The organism is Paraburkholderia sp. RL18-085-BIA-A (assembly GCF_046027075.1).
Lineage (GTDB): Bacteria > Pseudomonadota > Gammaproteobacteria > Burkholderiales > Burkholderiaceae > Paraburkholderia.
In genome coordinates, this window is record NZ_JARESU010000002.1 from 223,891 (window position 1) to 246,527 (window position 22,637).

At 62.7% G+C, this 22,637-nt stretch carries 19 protein-coding genes and 1 pseudogene; 11 read left to right on the forward strand and 9 right to left on the reverse strand.

The window, feature by feature from the left end; all coding sequences use genetic code 11:
- Window positions 1-9: 9 nt before the first annotated feature.
- Complete coding sequence (gspG, locus tag P0D89_RS02420; RefSeq protein ID WP_408359836.1) at window positions 10-474, reverse strand: type II secretion system major pseudopilin GspG; 465 nt, start codon at window positions 472-474, stop codon at window positions 10-12.
- 159 nt (window positions 475-633) lie between these two features.
- Between gspG and P0D89_RS02425 the strand changes: the two genes are divergently transcribed.
- Window positions 634-1,047: a type II secretion system protein N gene (locus tag P0D89_RS02425; protein ID WP_408359834.1), complete on the forward strand. Its 414-nt coding sequence runs from the start codon at window positions 634-636 to the stop codon at window positions 1,045-1,047.
- Between the two features lie 123 nt (window positions 1,048-1,170).
- Here P0D89_RS02425 and gspF read toward each other — a convergent pair whose 3' ends face one another.
- From gspF to gspD, 3 genes are read right to left on the reverse strand one after another with little or no spacing between them, the layout of a single operon-like run.
- Window positions 1,171-2,388, reverse strand: coding sequence for a type II secretion system inner membrane protein GspF (gene gspF, locus P0D89_RS02430; RefSeq protein ID WP_408359832.1), 1,218 nt, complete (start codon window positions 2,386-2,388; stop codon window positions 1,171-1,173).
- A 4-nt stretch (window positions 2,389-2,392) separates the two neighbouring features.
- Window positions 2,393-3,910 carry a type II secretion system ATPase GspE gene (gene gspE, locus P0D89_RS02435; RefSeq protein WP_408359829.1) on the reverse strand — a complete coding sequence of 506 codons (1,518 nt, stop codon included), beginning with the start codon at window positions 3,908-3,910 and terminating at the stop codon, window positions 2,393-2,395.
- On the reverse strand, window positions 3,907-6,258 hold the full coding sequence (gene gspD / locus P0D89_RS02440) for a type II secretion system secretin GspD (RefSeq protein ID WP_408359827.1): 2,352 nt from the start codon (window positions 6,256-6,258) through the stop codon (window positions 3,907-3,909). Before gspD ends, gspE begins: the two co-directional genes overlap by 4 nt.
- Before the next feature lie 515 nt (window positions 6,259-6,773).
- On the opposite strand from gspD, the gene P0D89_RS02445 reads away from it, so the two are divergent.
- The gene (locus P0D89_RS02445) at window positions 6,774-7,220 is read left to right on the forward strand and encodes a lytic transglycosylase domain-containing protein (RefSeq protein ID WP_408359825.1); all 447 of its coding nucleotides are present in this window, start codon (window positions 6,774-6,776) and stop codon (window positions 7,218-7,220) included.
- 353 nt (window positions 7,221-7,573) lie between these two features.
- On the forward strand, window positions 7,574-8,899 hold the full coding sequence (locus tag P0D89_RS02450; protein ID WP_408359862.1) for a GTP-binding protein: 1,326 nt from the start codon (window positions 7,574-7,576) through the stop codon (window positions 8,897-8,899).
- Window positions 8,900-9,025: 126 nt separating this feature from the next.
- Here P0D89_RS02450 and P0D89_RS02455 read toward each other — a convergent pair whose 3' ends face one another.
- A complete protein-coding gene (locus P0D89_RS02455) occupies window positions 9,026-9,304 on the reverse strand; it encodes an HU family DNA-binding protein (protein ID WP_006050811.1) in 279 nt (92 codons plus the stop codon).
- Window positions 9,305-9,718: 414 nt separating this feature from the next.
- Between P0D89_RS02455 and mnmC the strand changes: the two genes are divergently transcribed.
- The 7 genes from mnmC to P0D89_RS02490 all read left to right on the forward strand — a co-directional run bounded on the left by mnmC (window position 9,719) and on the right by P0D89_RS02490 (window position 18,891).
- Window positions 9,719-11,686 carry a bifunctional tRNA (5-methylaminomethyl-2-thiouridine)(34)-methyltransferase MnmC2/FAD-dependent 5-carboxymethylaminomethyl-2-thiouridine(34) oxidoreductase MnmC1 gene (gene mnmC, locus P0D89_RS02460; protein WP_408359823.1) on the forward strand — a complete coding sequence of 656 codons (1,968 nt, stop codon included), beginning with the start codon at window positions 9,719-9,721 and terminating at the stop codon, window positions 11,684-11,686.
- 841 nt (window positions 11,687-12,527) lie between these two features.
- A complete protein-coding gene (locus P0D89_RS02465; protein ID WP_408359821.1) occupies window positions 12,528-13,733 on the forward strand; it encodes a cation:proton antiporter in 1,206 nt (401 codons plus the stop codon).
- Between the two features lie 113 nt (window positions 13,734-13,846).
- Entirely contained in the window at window positions 13,847-14,962 is a 1,116-nt protein-coding gene (locus P0D89_RS02470) for a YbdK family carboxylate-amine ligase (RefSeq protein ID WP_408359819.1), read from the forward strand.
- Between the two features lie 538 nt (window positions 14,963-15,500).
- Window positions 15,501-16,139: a MarR family winged helix-turn-helix transcriptional regulator gene (locus P0D89_RS02475; protein ID WP_408359817.1), complete on the forward strand. Its 639-nt coding sequence runs from the start codon at window positions 15,501-15,503 to the stop codon at window positions 16,137-16,139.
- A 131-nt stretch (window positions 16,140-16,270) separates the two neighbouring features.
- The gene (locus tag P0D89_RS02480; RefSeq protein ID WP_408359815.1) at window positions 16,271-16,984 is read left to right on the forward strand and encodes a glutamine amidotransferase; all 714 of its coding nucleotides are present in this window, start codon (window positions 16,271-16,273) and stop codon (window positions 16,982-16,984) included.
- Between the two features lie 72 nt (window positions 16,985-17,056).
- Window positions 17,057-18,169, forward strand: coding sequence for an NADH:flavin oxidoreductase/NADH oxidase (locus P0D89_RS02485; RefSeq protein ID WP_408359813.1), 1,113 nt, complete (start codon window positions 17,057-17,059; stop codon window positions 18,167-18,169).
- A gap of 218 nt (window positions 18,170-18,387) precedes the next feature.
- The gene (locus tag P0D89_RS02490; RefSeq protein WP_408359811.1) at window positions 18,388-18,891 is read left to right on the forward strand and encodes an SET domain-containing protein; all 504 of its coding nucleotides are present in this window, start codon (window positions 18,388-18,390) and stop codon (window positions 18,889-18,891) included.
- A 64-nt stretch (window positions 18,892-18,955) separates the two neighbouring features.
- Here the strand turns inward: P0D89_RS02490 and P0D89_RS02495 are convergent, their stop codons facing one another.
- On the reverse strand, window positions 18,956-20,461 hold the full coding sequence (locus P0D89_RS02495) for a sensor histidine kinase (RefSeq protein ID WP_408359809.1): 1,506 nt from the start codon (window positions 20,459-20,461) through the stop codon (window positions 18,956-18,958).
- 134 nt (window positions 20,462-20,595) lie between these two features.
- Window positions 20,596-21,282, reverse strand: a complete 687-nt coding sequence (locus tag P0D89_RS02500; protein ID WP_013090980.1) for a response regulator — start codon at window positions 21,280-21,282, stop codon at window positions 20,596-20,598.
- A 161-nt stretch (window positions 21,283-21,443) separates the two neighbouring features.
- Between P0D89_RS02500 and P0D89_RS02505 the strand changes: the two genes are divergently transcribed.
- On the forward strand, window positions 21,444-21,668 hold the full coding sequence (locus P0D89_RS02505) for a DUF3717 domain-containing protein (RefSeq protein ID WP_408359860.1): 225 nt from the start codon (window positions 21,444-21,446) through the stop codon (window positions 21,666-21,668).
- A 105-nt stretch (window positions 21,669-21,773) separates the two neighbouring features.
- On the opposite strand, the gene P0D89_RS02510 is transcribed toward P0D89_RS02505, so the two are convergent.
- The gene (locus tag P0D89_RS02510; RefSeq protein WP_408359806.1) at window positions 21,774-22,064 is read right to left on the reverse strand and encodes a 4a-hydroxytetrahydrobiopterin dehydratase; all 291 of its coding nucleotides are present in this window, start codon (window positions 22,062-22,064) and stop codon (window positions 21,774-21,776) included.
- 118 nt (window positions 22,065-22,182) lie between these two features.
- Window positions 22,183-22,637 (reverse strand): annotated as a pseudogene (locus tag P0D89_RS02515) (phenylalanine 4-monooxygenase); the annotation flags it as partial.

Consider the following 22,637-nt stretch of genomic DNA (forward strand, 5'->3'; position numbering starts at 1 on the left):
CAGCAGCGTCTATTGCCACGAGCCGACATCGGAATCATTGCCTTCGCCGCCCGCCTTGCCGTCCGCGCCGTAGCTGAACACGTCGATCTCGCCGTGCACGCCGGGATTCAGAAACTGGTACGCATTGCCCCACGGATCATTGGGCAGACGCTCGAGGTAGCCGCCGTCCTTCCAGTTGCTCGGCACCGGATCGGTCGCCGGCTTTTCGACCAGCGCGCGCAGGCCTTGCTCCTGAGTCGGATAGCGGCCGTTGTCGAGACGGTAGAGCTTGAGCGCCTGCATCACCGTGCCGATGTCCTGCTTGGCGGCGACACGGCGCGCTTCGTCCGGACGGCTCATGATTTTCGGCACGATCAACGCCGCCAGAATGCCCAGAATCGCAATCACGACCATGATTTCGATCAGCGTGAAACCGCGCTGACGACGGCTGCGCGAACCCGCGATGTCAGTACGGCGAGTGGTCGACAGTTGCATAAGTTGCTACCTCTTTTCAGATGAATTTTCGACTGGGCGGGGTTCGCTGGTCAGCTATCAGGCCGCTATTGAACACGCCCGGCCGGTCATTTTAATGTCATGGTGTTGAAGGGCTTCCAACACAACGCAATTTTCACAATAGTCCGTACAATGATGCGCATGAACGCCATCCAAATCCGCCTTCTGTCGCTCGCACTGTTCGCCGTGTTCTGCGCGACGCTGACCTATTGGGTCATCACGCTCACCGCCATGTCCGGGGCGCCATCGCCCGCCGCCGCCGCGCACGCGCAGGTCTCGACCGACCAGGCCGCGACGCTGTTCGGCGGCCAGCTCACGCGCAATGTCAACCAGGACGTGCATCTGTTCGGCATCCTCGCGCTGCGTGAAGGCGCCGCGGCGATCGTCAGCGTGGGCGGCGAACCGCCACATGCGGTGTCGCTCGGCAGCACGCTGATGCAAGGCACCAAACTCTCCGAAGTCCGCGCCCGCTCGATCATCATCGATCGCAACGGCACCCACTCCGAAGTCTTCCTGCCCGCTAACGCGAGCGGTCCCACCATCTACGTGCGCTAAAGCCGACGCGCGCGGCGCGCGCGTTGCTGCTTTAACCGCTTCAAACGCCTTAACCGCCTTAGCCGATTGCGCGGCCATCACAGCCGTCACGCACACACCGCGCAATCCGCTTTCTCCTCCGCGTTACTGCACGAGGTTGTTCAACTCGATGATCGGCAGCATCACCGCCAGCACGATCACCAGCACCACGCCGCCCATCGCCAGAATCAGCAGCGGCTCCAGCAGGCTCGTCAGGAACATCGTGCGACGCTCCAGCTCGCGCGCTTCGCCGTCGGCCGCGCGATCGAGCATGGTCGTCACGTCGCCGGTCGCTTCGCCCGAGCGGATCAGGTGCACCAGTACCGGCGGAAACGTCTTCGTATTGCCGAGCGCGCGCGACAGCGACGTGCCTTCGCGCACCCGCACGATCGCGTCGTCGATGTTCTCGCGCATCGCGTTGTTGCTGAGCGTTTCGGCGGCGGCTTGCAGCGCGCGCAGAATCGGCACGCCCGCCGCGGTCAGAATGCCAAGCGTGCTGGCAAAGCGCACGGTGTTGTAGCCGCGCACGAGTTTGCCGAGCAGCGGCGCGGTCAACAGCCAGCGGTCGAACGCGAGGCGTGGACCGGGTTGCTTGAGAATCGAGCGCACCAGATACATCAGTACGAACACGCCGATCAGCATCGCCCACCACCAGTTCCGCACGAAGCCGGACAGCGCCATCATCATCACGGTCAGGATGGGCAGTTGCTGCTTGGTGCTGGCGAACACGTTCACCACTTGCGGCACCACGTAGCTCAACAGAAACGTGACGATGCCGAACGCGATGAGCGTCACGATGGCCGGATACGTGAACGCGAGCACGATCTTCTGCTTCAGCGCGTTGCGTTGCTCGATGTAGTCGGCGAGCCGCGACAGCACCAGACCGAGCTTGCCGGTGTGTTCGCCAGCGGCCACCAGCGCACGGTAGATTTCAGGGAAGTCTTTCGGATGCTGCGTCAGCGCATTGGCGAGCGAGTGGCCGCCGAGCACTTCCGCGCGAATCGACGCCATCAGTTCGCGGATGTAGTCGCGCTCCGACTGTTCGGTGAGCACCGCGAGCGCTTCGTCGAGCGGCAAGCCCGCAATCAGCAAACTGGCCAGTTGACGCGTCAGGATCGCCTGTTCGCGCTGCGACAAACGCCGCCCCAACGACAACCGCTGATTGCGCTCGCCGCGCGTGCGCGACGCGGCCGGTTCCACGACGAGTGGCGTGAGTCCTTGCGAGCGCAGGTTGGTGCGCGCGCCGCGCGCGCTATCCGCATCGAGCACACCCTTTTGGGCCTTGCCCGCCGCGTCGATCGCTTCGAAACGAAATGCCGGCATGCGCTTATGCTCCGCCCGTCACGCGAATCACTTCTTCAAGGGACGTCAGCCCGGACGCGAGCCAGCGGTCCGCATCCTCGCGCAACGTGCGCATGCCTTGCTGGCGGCCGGCCGCGAGAATTTCCGCATCGGCCGCATTGCGGTGGACCAGCGCGCGGATCGTGTCGTCGATCAGCAGCAGTTCGTACACGCCACGCCGTCCCGCATAACCGGACTGCCCGCAGCGCTCGCAGCCGACCGGATGCCAGCGCACGCTGCCGTCTGCTTCGGTGCGCTCTTCGCGGCACACCGGGCAAAGCCGCCGCACGAGCCGCTGCGCCAGCACGCCGAGCAACGACGACGCCAGCAGATACGGCTCGACGCCCATGTCGGTCAAACGCGTGACCGCCGAAGCCGCGTCGTTCGTGTGCAGCGTCGCCAATACCAAGTGGCCGGTCAGCGACGCCTGCACCGCGATCTGCGCGGTTTCGAGGTCGCGGATTTCACCGATCATGATGACGTCCGGGTCCTGCCGCAGAATCGAGCGCAAAGCGCGCGCGAAGGTCATGCCGATCCGCTCGTTGACCTGCGTCTGGCCGATGCCCGAGAGGTCATATTCGATCGGGTCTTCGACCGTCATGATGTTGGTGGTCGCCGTTTCGAGCCGCGACATCGCGGCATACAGCGTCGTCGTCTTACCGGAACCGGTCGGGCCGGTCACCAGCACGATGCCGTGCGGCTTGCCGATCAGCGTATCGAATTTGCCGAGCGTGTCCGGCCCCATGCCGAGCGCTTCGAGGTTCAGGCGCGACGCGTCTTTTTCCAGCAGACGCAGCACCGCGCGTTCGCCGTGACCGGTCGGCAAAGTCGACACCCGCACGTCGACCGGACGGCCGCCGACGCGCAACGTGATGCGGCCGTCCTGCGGCAGACGCTTTTCGGCGATGTCCAGCTGCGCCATGATCTTGATCCGCGAGATCAGCGCGCCGTGCAGCGCCTTCTTCGGCCGCACCACGTCGCGCAGCGTACCGTCGACGCGGAAGCGTACCACCGACGCATTCTCGAACGGCTCGATATGAATATCCGATGCCTGTTCGCGCGCCGCTTGCGTGAGCAGCGCGTTGATCATGCGGATGATCGGCGCGTCGTCTTCGGATTCGAGCAGATCCTCGACCTCGGGGATGTCCTGCATCAAACGCGACAGGTCGACTTCGCCTTCCACTTCGCCGACAACTTGGGCGGCGCTGCCGTCGTGGCGCGCATACGCCTGGTTGATCGCCTGCGCGAGTTCGTCGGCGGCCAGACGCACGACCGACACCGCGCCGAAGTTGCGCGCGACTTCGGCGAGCGCGGCTTCGCTGGTGCGCTCGCTGATCCACACTTCGAGGCTGTCCGGGTGCTGATGCGCGACCAGAATCTGGCCGCTGCGGGCAAAGCCGTACGGCACGAGCCGTGCGGCGAGCGGCGAGGGCGCGGCGCGCTCAGAGTTGGCGGCGTCGCCTCCCTGAGCGCGATGCGCTGTTTGCGCGGGCGCCTGCGTCACGGACGCGCTCCCGGCGACATCGTGGTCGGCTGCGCGCCGCTCGCCGGATACGGAGCGACGGTGGCCGGTTGAGGCGCCATCTGCGGCACGGGCTGCTGGGCCGGTTGAGGCACCGGTTGCGGCACGGCCTGCGGCACCTGTTGCGGCGCCATCTGCTGACGGCGCATCTGGTTCAGATCGAACAGGTTCATCGCGGGCGAACCACCCTGGCTCGGGCCAAGCGGCATCGGCGGCACCACCGGATCGTCCTTGTCCCTCATCACATTGTTGTCCGAGCGATACGCGCCCTGCACGCCCTGGATATAGTCGTAGCGGTTCGCCGTGACGGCCTGCGCGGTATCGCGGTCGTTGATGATCACCGGGCGCAGGAACACCATCAGGTTGGTCTTGTCGCGCGTCTTCTGTTCGGAGCGGAACAACTGGCCGAGCCACGGGATATCGCCCAGCAGCGGCACCTTGCTGTTGCTGACCTGGTAGTTGTCCTGCATCAGGCCGCCCAGCACGATGATCTCGCCGTTATCGGCGAGCACCGTCGACTGGATCGAGCGCTTGGTGAACTCCGGGCCCGCCGGGTTGGTCGTCGCGTTGGTGGTGCCGTTCACGATCGCCGAGTCTTCCGTGTAGAGCTGCAGCTTGAGGATACCGCCGTCAGTGATTTGCGGCTTCACGTGCAGCGTCAGACCCACGTCGACACGGTCGAACGTATTGAACGCCGCGTTCGTGGCGCCGCTCGTGAGATTCGAAAAGGAACCCGTCTGGATCGGCACGTTCGTACCGACGACGATCTTCGCTTCCTCGTTGTCGAGCGTAATCAGGTTAGGCGTGGACAGCACGTTCGCGTCGGCGGTCTGCGACAGCGCCTGCAGCAACGCACCGAGTCCCTGGACGCCGAAAATGTTGTGAATCCAGCCGACGTTCAAGCCTTGCTGGAGGCCCGAAGCACCGAGCGCCGTGGCGAGTCCGCCCGTGCTGCCCGCAGCGGCAGCGGCCGCGGTCAGATTGATAATGCTGTTGCTTGAACCGGTCGACAGGTTAGTGCCGGCAAACAGCGAATTGTTCGCGATCTGCCACTGGATGCCGAGATTGCCGCTCGTGTTCGAGTTCAACTCGACGATTAGCGCCTCGATATACACCTGCGGGCGCCGCGCGTCGAGCTGGTCGATCACCGCGCGCAGATTGCGGTACACCGGCTCGGCCGCGGTGATGATCAGCGAGTTGGTGGCGGCGTCCGCCTGGATCATGCCGCCGGCCTGGTTGCTGTCGCCCTTGTCCTTGTCGCTGCCGAGCAGGTCGCTGGAACCGGCGGCGCCGCTGTTCGAACCATAGCCGCCGCTGCCGCCCATCGGCGACGACATCGAGCTGCTGTTCAGTCCACCCGACGGCAGCGGCGGCGTGCCGGACGCACCCGTCGAGCTGCCGCCCGACGAACCACCGCCGCTCTGGTTGAACGAATTCGCCTCGTTCGAGCCCGACGAGCCGCCGTCGCCGCCTTTGCCCATCATCCCGCGCAAGGTCTTCGCGAGCTTCGTCGCGTCCGCGTTGCGCAGCGCGACGACGTGCATGTTGCCGGGCATCGTGGTCGGCATGTCGAGCTGCTTCGCGAGTTCCTTCGCCGCGGCGAGACGGGCGGCGTTGGACGCGCGGATCATCAGCGAGTTGGTGCGCGGGTCGGCGGTGATGGACACCTTCAGCGTCGCGTCGGTGCTGCCGATCGCGCCGGGGTCGAGCATCTTGGTCAGCTGCGTGGCGATGTCGATCGCGTTCGCGTTCTTCAGCGGCACGACGGAGACCGACTGGCCCGCCGCCGTATCCACGCCCGCGATGATCTGCGCGATGCGCCGCACGTTGTCGGCGTAGTCGGTGACCACGATCGTATTGTTGGCCGGGTAGGCCGCCACGGTATTGTTCGGCGAGATCAGCGGACGCAGCACCGGCAGCAGGTTATTCGCCGATTCGTTCTTCAGCACGAATACTTGCGTCACCACCTGATCGCCGCGCGCGACCGGCGCATTGCCGACGTAAGTCGGCACGCCTTGCAGCTTGGCGTCGGCTTCCGGCACGACCTTCAGCACTCCGTGATCCTGCACCAGCGCAAAACCCTGCATGCGCAAAGCCGATTGCAAGGTCTTCAGCGCCTGGTCCTCAGGCACTGCATTTTCGGAGACGAGGTTCAACTGTCCCTTCACACGCGGGTCGACGATGATCGTTTTGCCGGTTGCCGCGCCGATCGCCTTGGCAACCTGGTCGATATCGGCGTTGACGAAGTTCAGTGTCACCTGTGCCTGTGCTGTCTGCGCGGTGATCAACCCAGCCACCAGCAGCGCCGTTGCAACGCGACGCAAAGCCATACAATTTCTTCTCATGGAATGTGATATCGATGCCGACAGCCATTGCTGCCGACGGTCATGCAGTGCGGACTCAGGGGCAAGTCGCCGCCCTGTCGGTTTGCGGGCCAGTCTCGCGGGCGCATGCCGCCCCAAATACCAGCCGTCCGATGTCCGAAAAAAATGAACAGTACCAGTTTTTCATGTCGGATTTGTCACAAAACAGACGGGTCTATGGGATTTCCTCTGAAGTCCGCGCAATTGTTATTAAACTGAAAGCTCAAGCGGCGTCCGGAGCGAGCCGGACGGGCGCTTCGTTTTCTGCCGGCTTATGTCGGTTAGCCAACTTGACGCGGTTCGGACTGCCGGTATGATACGAGCCGTTCGACCCACGGTTTGGCGTTTGCTGACGCGGGTTTTCCCCGATGTCCGACAAACGCCCAGCCAGCATGCCCTAGCGGCTGTCAGCGGCTGAAATTTGGCCGAATAATTGCCTTACCAACCCTTACTCTTGCGTTTTTACTTAGTCGTCTTGACCGATGAATCGACCCTTCGTGACCGTCGCCGCGGGACTTGCTCTGCTAGCAGCAGCAGGGTCTGCACGCGCCGACTGCTTCGACGAGGCGGCCAAGTATCAGAAGGTCAACCCATTGATTCTGCGCGCCATCGCATGGCAGGAATCGCATAACCGGCCGGACGCCACGCACAAGAACGCCAACGGTTCGATCGACTACGGCGTGATGCAGATCAACTCGATCCATCTGCCCACGCTCGCTCAGTACGGTATCTCGCAAGGCACGCTGATGGAGCCGTGCAAGAACGTCTATATTGCGGCATGGCATCTGCGCCGCCAGATGAACAAGTACGGCAACACATGGCAGGCGGTGGGAGCTTACCACTCCGAAACGCCGGCCCTGCGCGATAAATATGCGCAGCAGATTGTAGCAATTTTGCGCAAGTGGAACCTGATGCCGGCTGCGCGCTGAGCGGGGCGCTTGTTTGAGTGGGCTTGAGAGCCGTGTTTGGCCTGCGACTTCCAACTCGTCTATAGCTCCGTTTTGGGTTCACTCATTGGCCGAATTTCTGGCCGCTTTCCAGGCGCATTTCACGATCTGCGGGTCCGCACTCATCGGCGGTTTAGCGCGCGCGTTTGCGGTGTATTCCGGCTTCGAAGCGCGCTGCGCATATACGTTCCGATCCGGCCTCGCACGTGAGCAGCGCCCGTTTTGATGCACAATGCGGCTTCGTGCTGCCGCCGAGGCTCGAACGTCACAAGGTCGCGCAGTCATGCGGCCCAAGCCTGGCACGCCTTCCAAACCTCTTGCTTTTCCGTACCGCGATGAACCAGCCGCTATTGCCCGTCACCGTGCTCTCCGGTTTTCTGGGCGCCGGCAAGACCACGCTCCTGAACCACATCCTCGCGAATCGCCCCGGTTTGCGCGTGGCCGTGATCGTCAACGATCTGGGTGCCCTCGACATCGATGCGTCTCTCATGCGTGATGCCGCCGAGCTGTCGCCTGTTGAAGAGCAACTCGTCGAACTGTCCAACGGCTGCATCTGCTGCACGCTGCGCGACGACCTGCTGAGTGAGATCAAACGTCTTGCCGGCGAAAAGCGGTTCGATGCAATTGTCATCGAATCGAGCGGTGTCGCCGAGCCGCTGGCAATCGCCGAGACCTTCACCTTCGTCGACGATGAAGACACCTCGCTGTCCGGCGTCGCGCGGCTCGATACGATGGTGACCGTGATCGATGCGTTCAACTTCCTGCGCGATTACGGTTCGGCCGACGCGCTTGCCGAACGCGGCATCGCCGTGAACGACGAAGACGACCGCACCATCGTCGAACTGCTGATCGAGCAGGTCGAGTTCTGCGACGTGCTGGTAGTGAACAAGGCCGACCTCGTCAGCGACGATGAACTTACGCGCCTGCAACGCATCCTCACGCAGCTGAATCCGCGCGCGGTGCAAGCGGTCAGTCGGTTCGGCGACGTACCGCTCGCGCAAGTGCTGAACACTGGGCGCTTCGATTTCGACGAGGCGTCGAGCGCGCCGGGCTGGCTCGCGGCGCTCAATCATGAGCACGAGCACTGCCATCCGCATCACGGCGAAGCGGACGAATTCGGCGTCGGCAATTTTATTTACCGGGCGCGCCGGCCGTTTCATCCCGAACGGTTGTGGGCGCTGTTGCACCAGGAGTGGAAGGGCGTACTGCGCAGCAAAGGCTTCTTCTGGCTCGCCACGCGTAACGATATCGCCGGTTCGCTATCGCAAGCGGGCGGCGCTTGCCGGCACAGTCCGGCGGGGATGTGGTGGGCCGCCCAGGATCGCAGCGAATGGCCGGATGCGGAGGACGAGTTGGCCGCCGAAATCGCCGCCGACTGGTACGGCGATCCGGACGATTTGAGCATCGGCGACCGTCGCCAGGAGCTGGTGCTGATCGGCGTCGGTATCGACCCGGCCGTGTGGAACGCGAAGTTCGACGCGTGTCTGTTGAGCGACGACGAATACGCCGAGGGGCCGCAGGCATGGCAACAGTTCGCCGATCCGTTCCCCGCCTGGGACTTCGACGACGATGAGCACGACCATCACGGCCATGATCATCACCACCACCATCATGACCATGACCACGACGGACATGGCCACGGCGGCCACCGCCACGACTAACAGCGGCAGCGCTCCGTCAACGCCTTGATGAAGTCGCGATACCTGTCGCGGATCATCCATGCGCAAAACCCCCAGACGAAAAAAAACCCGCCGTTGGCGGGTGTCAACTGCCTGGCAGTAGTCTGCTTAGCGCTTGTTGACTGCGTCCTTGAACGCCTTGCCTGCCGTGAACTTGACGGTCTTGGCGGCCGGGATCTTGATGGTCTCGCCGGTCTTCGGGTTGCGACCCGTGCGCGCTGCGCGCTTGCCCGAACCAAAGCTACCGAAGCCGATCAACTGGACCGCATCGCCCTTCGACACAGACTTCTTGATCACTTCAAGCAACGTGTCCAGCGTTTCACCGGTTTGAGCCTTGCTGGCGCCCGTCTGTCCTGCGACGGCGTCGATCAGTTCCTGTTTGTTCATTAAGGTTCCTTTCTGAGTTTAGGTTGATACGAACAGCGCGAACGCGCCGATTATACGTGCGCGGGCCGTGCGGTCGAGTAGCTGCGGCGCCGGATCCCCTCCGGACCTGCAGCACCGGACAGGTGAATGTCCGTCGGCCGTGCAGCCGCTCGGTTCGCGGCGCTTGCTATGATAGCGCAGCGCAAACCCAATCAGGATAAGGGTTTCGAAGAATTAGACGGTTCTGGGGCCGATATCGCAAGGAAATCGCAATTTTGCTGCCCAAGACCCTCAACCGAGGGCTGAAACCCAGTAGGGACGGGGCTTGACGTTGGTTTTTGCCAACGTTTGGCGCGTCTTTTTCGCCGTCCGGCGAGCCGCGCGCGCTGGCGGTAACGTTCAACCCGCTCTTTCGAGCGGCAATTTCCGACGCGCATGACCGATCCGCTGATCCCCGCTGTGCTCGCTTTTCGCGACAACGGCACGCCGTTTTCACCCCTCTACGACGATATCTATCACAGTGCCGTCGGCGGTCTCGAACAGGCTCGCTACGTTTTTCTGCGCGGCAATGCGCTGCCCGAACGATGGCAAGACCGCCGCACTTTCACCGTGCTCGAAACCGGCTTCGGCATGGGTATCAACTTTCTGGTGACGTGGGCCGAGTGGCGCACCGATCCGTCGCGCTGCGAGCGGCTGCATTTCGTCTCGACCGAGAAGCATCCGTTTACGGCCGCCGATTTGCGCAGCGTCTATTCGGCCACCCTGTCCGATCCGACAATTGCGGCGCTGGCCGAAACCCTCGCGAGCGCGTGGCCGATGCTCGTGCCCGGCACGCATCGCCTCGAATTCGAAGATGGGCGCGTCGTTCTCACGCTCGTGCTGGCCGATGCGGTCGACAGCTTGCCCGCCTTGAGACTGCGCGCCGACGCGTTCTATCTCGACGGCTTCGCGCCGGCGAGGAACCCCGAACTGTGGACCCCAGCGATCTTCAAGGCGCTCGCGCGGCTGGCGGGCGAGGACGCCACGTTCGCCACCTACAGCAGCGCCGGTGACATCAAACGCGCGTTGACCCAATGCGGTTTCGAATACCGCAAGGTCGAGGGCTTCGGCTGGAAACGGGCGATGCTGGTCGGCCACTTCGCGCCGCGCTGGCGCGTGCGCCGCTATGAGCCGCCCGTGTCGCTCGCGCTCGAAGAACGGCACGCGGTGGTGATCGGCGCCGGGCTTGCCGGCTGCGCGGCGATCGAACGGCTCACCGCGCGCGGTTGGCGCGTCACGTCGCTCGAACGGCATGCGTCGGTCGCGCAGGACGCGTCGGGCAATCCGGCAGGCGTATTCCATCCGATGATCTCGCGCGACGACAGTGTGGCCTCGCGCATCACACGCGCGGGCTTTCTGTATGCGCTCAGGCGCTGGGCCGCACTCGAACGGTTCGGTCATCGGCCATTGCGTGGCGGGCAGGGCTTGCTGCAAATCGCAGCCGATGACGACGAAGCCCGCGCGATCAGCGACGCGATCGCCGCGTTCGGCTATCCGTCCGACTATGTGAGGCCCGTCTCGGCAGCCGACGCGCAAACGCTCGCCGGCACGCCACTCCCGCGTGGCGGCTGGTTCTTTCCACAAGGCGGCTGGATCGATCCGGCTTCGCTGTGCGCCGCCCAGTTCGCCGCGGCGGGCGGCCTGCTCGAACGCCGCTTCGGCGTGGAAGTCGGCCGGCTCGCACGATCCGGCGATCAGTGGACCGTGTTCGATACATCAGGTCAGGTCGTTGTGCGCGCGCCGGTGGTGATCGTCGCGAGTGCTCACGATGCGGCACGCATCGCGGGCTTGCAGCATGCGCCGACTCGCAGCATCCGTGGCCAGTTGACGTTGCTGCCGGCGGGCACGGCGCCGACGCTTGCGTTGCCGGTGATCGGCGAAGGTTATGCGCTGCCGCTTGCAAACGGCGTCACGCTAGCTGGCGCCACCTATGAACTCGACGACCCCGACACGTCGCTTCGCGCGGACGGTCATCTGGAAAACATCGAGCGCGTCGCGCAGATGCTGCCGGCGTTTTCAAGCGTAGTGGATCCGGCGCGCTCGACGGAACTCGCTGGACGCGTCGCGTTCCGCTGTGTCACGAGCGACCGCATGCCGATGATCGGCCAACTCGCCGACGAAGCCCAGGCGGCGCACGACGCACAGCGTCTGCGCGGCGCGTGGCCCCTCGACTTGCCGCGCGCCGAGGGCTTGTACGGCGCGTTCGCGTATGGGTCACGCGGACTGGTGTGGGCCGCTCTCGGCGCCGAGTTGATCGCGTCGCAGATAGAAGGCGAGCCGTGGCCCCTCGAACGCGATCTCGCCGAAGACATCGATCCTGCGCGTTTCCTGCTGCGTGCGTTGCGGCAAGGAACTGTAAGTTAACGCAGGCGTTAACCGGTATACGCGGCGACGCGGTTATCCACCGAAACTTGTGGATAACCGCGCGGTTAACCGGCGCAAGTCGTGTGGAACCGTTGTGGACGTAAACGGGGTAACTTTGTCGCCGCCGAAAATCGCCAAAAGTTGCCCCCGTATACGCGCCGCTCCCGCACATGCTGTGCATCCGGTTATGCCGTCGGCAAGCCGATGATTCGTTTCGGTAAACAGCAGTTATCCACAGAAACCGAGGCACCTTGTTAACTGTTACTACGTATACATACAGTAAACCTGTAAACAGCAAAGCCGAGGCGGACGTCGTGCTCATCGGCTTGCCCGAACCTCTTCGGAATCGGCGCAAATCTTTTGCGGCAATGTCCCGAAAAGCACACATGCAGCGGTCAATCTGCTCCTTCGCCGCGATCGGATCCAAGGATAAAAAGGTCGCTTTTTCCTCACGTGCGGAAGATAACGTACGTTTTTACCGTTTTGCCTGCATGATGGTCTCTTTTCGGTCAAGGCTGAAAAAGCTATGGCACAATCGCCGTTCTTTTCCGCGTCGTGCACCGCTAGCGGCGGTGCACATAGCAACGGAACGGCGCCGGTCAATGAGAATCTGATTCAAAGTCGACGGCGTTCTTTCGCCGTGTCAGTTGCTACAACCGCATCCTCGAATGTGCCGGGTTCCACGCGGCTGCGGTGCATTCAGATCATCCGATCACAAAAAACTCGCAACGCAGACCACGCGAAGCGACTGCGACAGTGAGCGTCCGACACGCCCACTTGCTCGCCGGTGTTTGCGCCAGCTCGTATCGTCTGCCGTTGCTGCAAAGGAGAATCCATCACGATGAATTCGGCGTTTTCATTTTTTCCAGCCTGGCCGCTCGCACCCGACGCCATCTTTTGGGCTGGTCTCGCGTTGCTCGCCGCCGGTCTATGCGGCGAACTGTGCTATCGCGCATGGCGTTTGCCACGTATTTCCGGGTATGCGGTCATTGGTCTGATTGCCGGCGCGGCCGGCTTCGGCGTGATCGATGCGGATTCCGCGAACGCCGCGCGGCCCTTGCTCGATGTCGCGCTCGGTTTACTCTTATTCGAACTCGGCAGCCGGCTCGATTTGCGCTGGATTCGCCGCAATCCGTGGCTGATCCTGTCAAGCGTGGCCGAAGCCACGCTGACTTTCGCGTTCGTGCTGCCTGTGTTGCTGTTCCTGCACGTGCCGCTGATGGTGGCCACGGTGCTCGCCGCGATTGCGATGGCGACTTCGCCCGCAATGGTGATTCAGCTCAAAACAGAATTGCGCGCGGAAGGCCAGGTGACTCAGCGTCTGCTGACCTTGACCGCGCTGAACAGCATGTATGCGGTGGTGATCGAAAAGCTGGTGTCGAGCTGGTTGCATCAGGAGGTCTACGGCAACGTTTTCGCGACCATTCTGCAACCGCTTTATCTGCTGATCGGCTCGCTCGTGCTCGCGTATCTGCTCGCGCGCACCTGCACGTTCTTTTATCGCCGTCTCAACATGCAGGACGAACATTCGTTTGTCGCGTTGTTCGGCCTCGTGCTGTTGGCGATCGCGGTCGCGCATCTGTTCAAGCTGTCGACCATTCTCGCGTTGCTGGCCGCAGGCATCATCGTGAAGAATCATGAGGCGCGTCCGCAACTGTGGCCGCAGCATTTCGGCACGGCCGGCTGGTTGCTGACCGTGATTCTGTTCGTGCTGACGCTGACTTCGTTCGAGTGGAAACACATCGCGCTCGGCGGAGTCGCGGCGCTGGGTCTGATCGTTGCGCGTCTGGTGGCGAAACTGGTCGGCGTGATGGCGTTCGCCAAGCCGAGCGGCCTGAACTGGAAGCAGGGGATGGCGCTCGGTTTGTCGTTATCGCCGATGTCGGCGCTCGCTTATCTGCTGGTCGACGACACCTACAATATGTATCCGAATTTCGACCCGCAATTGCGGGCTATCGTGATGTGTTCAATTTTCGTGCTGCAGATTCTCGGGCCGTGGCTCGTCTATCGCAGCCTCGCGCTGGTGGCCGAGCGGCGCGAAGAGTAAGCGGTCAGCGCACGCCGCTTGCTCCAGGTGCGCCACGCTTCATTCAGTTCATCCGATTCAAAAAACGGCCGGGCATGTGACAACTGCCCTGCCGACCTGACTCAGGGGACGTTATGTCACTCGAACCCTTCATCGATTCGAAACCGTTCACGTTCGGCGTCGAACTCGAGATGCAGATCGTCAATACGCACGATTATGATCTGACCAAAGCCGGTACGGATCTGCTGCGTCTCATCAAGGACGAAAAGATTCCGGGCAACATCACGCCGGAAATCACCGAAAGCATGATCGAACTGTCGACCGACATTTGCACGACACACGAGCAGGCCGTCACCGACTTGCGCAAGATTCGCGATACGCTGGTGTCGGCCGCCGATCATCTGAATGTCGGCTTGTGCGGCGGCGGCACGCACGCATTCCAGCAATGGAGCGAGCGGCAGATCGTCGATACGCCGCGCTTCCAGTATATTTCCGAGTTATACGGCTATCTTGCGAAGCAGTTCACGGTGTTCGGCCAGCACGTGCACATCGGTTGCCCGGATCCGGACAGCGCGCTCTATCTGCTGCATTCGATGTCGCGCTTCATTCCGCATTTCATCGCGTTGTCCGCTTCGTCGCCGTTCGTGCAGGGTGTCGATACCGGTTTTCACTCGGCACGACTGAATTCCGTGTTCGCGTTTCCGTTGTCGGGCCGCGCGCCGTTCGTGCTGACGTGGGACAGCTTCGAGGAATACTTCTCGAAGATGGTCCAGACCGGCGTGGTCAACAGCATGAAGGACTTTTACTGGGACATCCGCCCCAAGCCGGGTTTCGGCACGATCGAAGTTCGCGTGATGGACACGCCGTTTTCCGTGGACCGCGCCGCGGCGATTGCGTGCTACATCCAGACGCTGGCCCGGCACCTGTTGCTGGACAAACCGATCACGCCCAAGGAAGACGATTATCTGGTCTACACGTTCAACCGCTTCGAAGCATGCCGATTCGGTCTGGCCGGCACCTGCATCAATCCGCAAACGGGCGAACGCAAGACGATTTCCGAGGACATCCTCGAAACGCTCCAACTGATCGCACCGCATGCCGAGGCGCTGGGTTCGGGCAATGCACTCGCCGAAATCGGCGCGATTGCTCGTGGGCAGATGAACGATGCGACATGGCTGCGCAGTGTTTTCGCGCAGGAAAAGTCCTTGCACGAAGCTGTACGGCAGCAGTGTCTGCAATGGCGAGCCTAGCCGTGGGCGGCGTTGCATAGGTCAAATTCGAGGGAACCCGCTCCGAGCGGGTTTTTTTTCGTAATGAAATTTTCCAGGTCGCGGGCCTTCAGGTTTTCCTAAACTTTACGTATACAAACGTAGTAGTCGTTAACAAGCATTGCATCAGCCTGTGGACAACTGAATAATTCCCTGCAAAGTCAACACGCTGCGTAAACTATGACCAGACTGGCTCGCGGTGCGTCGGAACCCGTAAACGAGGCTAGGTTCGAGACCGCCCGGCACGGCTTGAATGCTTATCAAGAATCGCTGCACACGCTGTCCACCTGTTTTCCTGAGGTTATCCACAGAGTGTGTTGGATAAGTTAGCTGTACGATTTGCCGCTCTCGCATAGAATGTCGTTTTCGCCGACTTGGGCTTGCAAGGCGGTAAATTTTTGAGATAGTAGAAACGGTTTCGTCCGCGGTTGGGCGAAGCTACCCCACACAGGCTACGGGCGACGTCGGCAAGCAGGTCACCGGCATCGCGCGAACGCTGTTAATAAACGAATCGAAGACTATGAGCGAAGGCGTATACGGAGAACAGGCAACGGGGCGAGTGACCCACAGCCTATTGCGATTGAGCACGGCGATGCGAAGCCAGGCCTGGGAATGGGCTGAAGGCGCAGGCCTCACGCCGACTCAGGGCGAAATCCTGGTCTTGTTGATGCAACGCAAGGGGCCAATGCGCCTCGGCGAAATTGCTCGTGAAACGGCCTTGACCGCCGCGACCACCAGCGACGCGGTCAGCACGCTCGAAAGCAAAGGCCTGGTCGAAAAGCGCCGTGCGCTGGACGACGGCCGTGCCCTTGCGGTCCGCCTGACGGCGCGTGGCCGCACGGCTGCGAAGCGCGCCGCGCAATGGCCGGACTTCCTGGCCAAGGCAGTCGGCACGTTGCGTGACGAGGAGCAGGCCGTCTTCTATCGCACGTTGCTCAAGACCGTGCATCAGCTCGAAGCACAAGGCAACATTCCGCCGCACCGCATGTGCCTGAGCTGCACGCACTTCGAGCCGAGCAAGAATCCGAAGAAGACACCGCATCACTGCGCGTTGCTCGACATGAACATGTCGGACACGGATCTGCGTCTCGATTGCTCGGTGCACGAAACCGCCGACGTCGCCACCCAGAAGAAGACCTGGAAGATCTTCGCCCAGTAAGGCGGCTTCTTTCGGGACAATCCGCTACACTGCCCGAGCCGGCTTCGGCGGGCAGCATAGGGCGCCGCCGGCGAATTGGCTGGCGCTGCGTAGCGGCAAGTCTTTAGTCAACCTGAAGGTGGGGCAGGGCGATGAATCGCGAAGTACTGGCCATTCGTCATGTGCACTTCGAGGATCTGGGCAGTCTCGAGTTGGTGCTCGGCGAGCGCGGGTGCCCGGTCCGTTATCTCGATGTGGGCTTCGCCCGTGTCAATGCGCCGAACCCGCTCGCCGCATCGCTGATGGTGGTGCTTGGCGGACCGATCAGCGCAACCGACGACGCGCTTTACCCAACTCTCGTGCCACTGCTGTCGCTGATCGAGAAACGCGTCGCAGCGGGTTTGCCGACGCTCGGCATCTGCCTTGGTGCGCAATTGATCGCGCGTGCACTCGGCGCGCGGGTCTATCCATCAGGCCATACCGAAATCGGTTGGACACGGCTCACCTTGACCGATGCCGGCCGCGCTTCGCCGCTGCGTCATCTCGACGGCGCGCACACGTCGATGATGCATTGGCACGGCGACACCTTCGATCTGCCCGACAACGCGACGCGCCTTGCGTCGACGCCGGCCTGCGAGAACCAGGCGTTCGCTTGGGGCAACCATGTGCTGGGTTTGCAATGTCATCCGGAGATTCGCACCGATCGGTTCGAACCCTGGCTGATTGGAAATGCGGGCGAGCTTGCCATGCATGGTGTCGACGCGCGCCGGTTGCGTGCCGAGACCGCGCAATTCGGTCCCGCACTCGAAGCCGCCGCGCGCCGGATGTTCGGCGAATGGCTCGATCAAGTCGAGGCCCGCTGCTGACCCGGGTTTCATGCAGTAAACCGCCCGCGGTGCTATGCTCGATCGCTCTCGGGCTTCTACTGGGCGTAATCCATGAGCGCGCTTTTTTCTCCGCTCACGCTGCGTAGCGTGACGCTTCCCAATCGTATCGTCGTGTCCCCGATGTGCCAGTACTCTGCCGACCGTGGCGAGGCGACGGCGTGGCACATGATCCACCTCGGCAGTCTTGGGCTGTCGGGCGCCGGCATGTTGTTCATCGAGGCAACGTCGGTCGAGCCGGATGGCCGCATCACGCCGGGTGATCTCGGCCTGTGGGACGACGTCACCGAAGCCGCGCTCGTGCCGGTGCTGGCCGCGATCCGCAAACATTCGCATATCAATGTAACGATGCAGTTGGCGCACGCAGGGCGCAAGGCGTCGAGCCATGCGCCGTGGGAAGGCGGCCAACTGATTCCCGTGTCGCAAGGCGGCTGGCTGCCGCACGCGCCGTCGGCGTTGCCGCACAAGGCCGGCGAAGAGCCGCCTCTCGCGCTCGATATGACTGGACTGAACCGCATTCGCGAAGCGTTCGCAGCGTCGGCGCGGCGCGCGGCGCGCCTCGGCATCGACGCATTGGAAGTGCATGCGGCGCATGGTTATCTGCTGCATCAATTCCTCTCGCCAATCGCCAATCAACGCGACGACGACTACGGCGGTTCGCTCGAAAACCGCATGCGCTTTCCGCTCGAGATCTTCGACATCGTGCGCGCCGCATTCCCCGCCGACAAACCGGTCGGCGTGCGGGTCTCCGCGACCGACTGGGTCGAAGGCGGCTGGGCGCTCGACGACACCATCGCCTTCGCGCACGAATTGCAGAAGCGCGGTTGCGACTGGATCGACGTCTCGTCGGGTGGCGTGTCGCCGCTACAAAAGATTCCGCTGGAGCCGGGCTATCAGATTCCGTTCGCGAAGGCGGTCAAGCACGCCACGGGTCTCACGACCATCGGCGTCGGCCTGATTACCGACCCGCTGCACGCCGAGCAACTGATCGAAGCGGGCGACGCCGATCTGATCGCGCTGGCGCGCGCGTTGCTGTACAACCCGCGTTGGCCGTGGCATGCAGCGGCGCAACTGGGCGCTACGGTCGAAGCGCCGCCGCAGTATTGGCGTTCGCAACCGCGCGATCAGAAGGCGCTGTTCGGCGATATTTCGTTCGGACAACGGTAAAGCCAGTCACGCGCGTTGCGCAACGTGTCTTTTTGACGGTTGAACGAAGCCGTCTTGAACGTGTAGGATGCCGGATGTGGCGCGTGAGCGTCGCAAGTCGACGCGGCGCTCGCAGGGCGCCGCGTTTGCTATCCGCTTCAGAAAAAGCAGCGCGTCAGACGCGGGCATCTCAGGCGGCTGCCGGACTTCATCCCCAGTTCTTCACAAGGATTCATTCAATGAGTTCACGCAGGATCGCCGTGCGTCGTTCGGGTGTGCACGGCAAAGGCGTGTTTGCCCTCGAACCGATTGCGGCCGGCGAGCGGCTAATCGAATACAAGGGCGAACGGATCTCCTGGAAAGAAGCATTGCGCCGTCATCCGCACAATCCGGCCGAACCGAATCACACGTTTTATTTCGCGCTCGACAGCGGCAAGGTGATCGACGGCAAAGTGAACGGCAATAGCGCGCGCTGGATCAATCATTCGTGCGCGCCGAACTGCGAAGCGGAAGAAATTGACGGTCACGTGTACGTGCACGCGCTGCGCGACATTGCGGAAGGCGAAGAGATCTTTTACGACTACGGCCTCGTGATCGACGCGCGTCAGACCAAGAAGCTCAAGAAGGAATACGAATGCCGCTGCGGCGCGCGCAAGTGCCGCGGCACGATGCTGGCGCCGCCGGAGAAAGAGAAGGGCGCGAGCAAATCCGCAAAGGCGGCAAAGAAGGCAAAGAAGAAATGAAACACGGGCTGCGCGAGTTGCTCACATCAGTGAACTCGTTGCAGCCCGTTGAGTAGCTAGACGGTCACATACCCACCGGCGCCGAGTGCGCCGATTTTTTTGCCGGCCGGGACGGTTCGGCAGTCGGCGTGTTGCTCCGAACATCGATCGGCACGAGCGGAATGCGTACGATGAAACGTGCGCCGCCTTCCGGCGCATCTTCGTAATGCACGCTGCCGCGATGCAGGACCATGATGTCGTGGACGATCGCGAGACCGAGACCGGCGCCGCTATCCACGCCTGCTTCGCTCTGGCCGTCACCGCGGAAGAAGCGCTTGAACAGGTCCGTTTGCTGCGCGCGCGGCACGCCGGGCCCATTGTCTTCGACCACGATCTCGGCCATGCGCAGTTCGTCGATCACCGTTTGCGAAACCGTCACGGTGATGCGGCCGCCATCGAGACGAGAAGGCGGCACGTACTTCAGCGCGTTATCCAGCAGATTGGCGATCACTTCGTGCAGCAGCACCGGATTGCCACGCGCGATCAACGGATGATCGTTGGTTGGGTCGTCGAGGCGCTGGAAGCCGAGGTCGACGTGGAACGTCAACGCGCGCGGTACCCACTCTGCGCCGGTATCGAACGCGAGCGCAGACATGTCCACGTTGACGAAGCGGGCCGCCTGTTCGCCCGGCTCCGCGCGCGCCAGCGACAGCAGTTGATTCGACAGCCGCACGGCGCGGTCGGCCGCGGCGCGCAGTTCCCGCACGGCGCTGAGCGTTTGCTGCGGATCGCGCGCGACGGCCGCCTGCTCCGCGTGCAACTTCACAGCGGTCAGCGGCGTGCGCAACTGATGCGCGGCGTCGGCGATGAACTTGCGCTGCCCGTCGAGCGCGGTTTTCAGGCGACCGAGCAACGCGTTCAGCGCGCCCGTCAGCGGACGGATTTCCACCGGCACATAAGTTTCGTCCACTGGTTCGAGCGACGTGTGGGTCTGCCGGTTAAGCGAATCCGCGAGATCGGTCAGCGGATTGAGCTGCTGATTGACGACGCGCCACACGATCACCCAACCCGCGAGCAGCAGCAAGAGCAGCGGCATCATGATCGCGACCAGAAACTCGGCGGCGATGCGAAAGCGGTGATGTACCGGCTGACCCACTTCGACGACGATCGGATTGCCGGTCGGCTGATCGACGCGCACCTGCGCGACGCGCACCGTCACGCCTTCATGCTGCGTCTCAAACACGTACGCGTAGTGCATGCGGCGCACGCTGGTGCCTTGCAGCGGCAGGTTGTGGTCGCCGGCGATTTCGATCTCGCCGTTGCTGATCCGGTAGACGAGCTGTTCGACTGGATCGGAGAACATGGCCTGAGCGAGCGGAGGCACGGTGATCGGCGCATCCGGGCCGGCAATCTGGATCTGTTTGGAGATCGCCGTGGCGAGGTCGGCGAGCGAGCGGTCGACGACATGCTGCGTGTACTGCCACGCCAGCCAGTAAGCGATCAGGCCGCTCATCAGAGCGAGCAGCGAAAGGGGTGCAGCGAGGCGCCGCAGCAGCGTGCGGCGCAGACTATTGGCGGCCGGCTGGGGCATGATCGAACGCGCGGGAAAAAGGCAACGGCGCAAGGCGCCGTGAAATTCGCCGGATGCCGGCGAACTGCGCATCGAGTGCGCGGCGCCGGCCCGGCGCCGTCAGGCCGCGATGAAGTTCGCGGCCTTCACGACGATTATGCGGCTTGCCGGATTTCCTGCAACAGGTAACCAAAGCCGCGCACCGTGACAATTTCGACACGGCAGTTTTCCAGCTTTTTACGGACCCGGTGCACGTAGACTTCGATCGCGGTGTCGCCGAGATCGCCGCCGAAATGCGTCAGGTGGTCTTGCAGTTGCGCTTTGCTGACCACGCGGCCGTGACGCAGCAACAGCATTTCGAGCACCGCGAATTCACGCGGCGACAGTTCGAGCGGCTTGTCGTCGTTGAAGATGCGGCGATCGACGCCCGACAGACGCACGCCGCCGAGCGACACTTCCGGACGCGGCATGTCGCCGTGCGGACCGCTGCGGCGCATCACTGCGCGGATGCGCGCTTCGAGCTCGGCCGGTTCGAACGGCTTCAGCATGTAGTCGTCGGCGCCGGAATTCAGGCCCTGGACGCGGTCGTTCAATTCGTCGCGCGCGGTGAGAATGATCACCGGCGTGTGGCGATTGCTTTGACGGAAGCGCGAGAGCAGCGTCATGCCGTCGATCCCGGGCAGACCCAGGTCAAGAATCACCAGCTCGTGACGGTTCTGCGTAAGGGCCTGTTCGGCGAAAATGCCGTCGTGGACCATGTCGACGGTGAAGCCGGCTTGTTCGAGACTGCTTTGGATGCCGCGTGCGATGGGGCGGTCATCTTCGATCAGAAGGAGTCGCATGGATTTCACTCAAGTACAATGGGTTTAGGCGTTTGGGCAAGCGGTTCGCCGGGGCGTCTGCTGCACACACAGCGCGGGGCATGGCCGTGCCGGACGGCGGGAACGTGCCACGAAGCAGCCACCGAGCCGCCTTGAAGCGCCCTCCGAGCGATCACGAAGTCATGTCCGATATATCCATTCACGAACTGGAAGCCGCGATCAACTTCTGGCGCGCCCGCTCACCTTCGAGCGGCGACGAACTCGTTCTGTGCAAGGAAGCAAGCGCGCTCTCCATGCCGTATGCGCTGCTGATTGTACAGCGTCAGCAAATGCTATCACTGGATCGTTTGGACGGGTTCGCGAGGCAAGCGTGGGAAGCTTACGTACGCCTTAATAATAGCCTGTAGAATTGAAGGTTTGAGCGGACGTTTACCTGCATTGTCCTTTCAGGGTCGGGCAATTGTGCAGCGCGCATGAGATAAACGCGTGCGAAACGCGGTGGATTTTTTGTATTACGCTGTAATACTGTCGATGAACGAGGCCAGTCTGATGTCGCGCTCGGTTACGCCGTCGGCCTCGTGCGTGGACAGCGTGATCTCCACCTTGTCGTACACATTGAACCATTCGGGGTGGTGATCCATTTCCTGCGCCTTGATCGCCACGCGCGTCATGAAGCCGAATGCTTCGTTGAAGTCGGCGAACTGGAACTTGCGCTGGATCGCGTCGCGGTCCGTTGCGGCTTGCCAGCCGTTCAGTTGGGCGACCAGTTTCGCGCGCTCTTCGGAAGTCAGTTTCTGAATCATTGGGTTACCTCGTCGATCGATACGGGCGTGCCGGTGGCGTGCGCCTTCATTATTTTTTCACGGATGACGCGAGCCTGCTGCCGGGGCTGCCGCGCGACCGTGGTCGGCGTTTTCGTCCTCAGACGTCGCCGTCGGTTTGCCAGCCTTCCCGCGAACCGCGCGTGATGACGCAGTCGCTTTCGAACAGGTCGCCAGCCATCAAAGCGGGTTCGGCGGCAAGCCGCGTCAGCAGCGGCGCGAAATCGGTCTGCGCGACGCTGAACAACTGCGCGAAGTCGTCGATCACGAAGTAGGTTTTCTGGAATGTGTCGATCCGGTACCGCGTGCGCATCACGCGTTCGAGGTCGAAGCCGAGCCGGTTCGGCGCCGCGCTTTGCTGGCTGTACAGCGTTTCGCCCTTGCTCGACACGATGCCCGCGCCGTAGATCTTCACGCCGTTCGGACTCGCGTCGTCGCGGATCAGGCCGAACTCCACTGTGTACCAATAAAGCCGCGCGAGCAGCGGCAGCGGGCCCGCGGGGCGGGGGGGGGGCGCGGCGCGGCCGGGCCCCGGCATATTATATGGGGCAAACC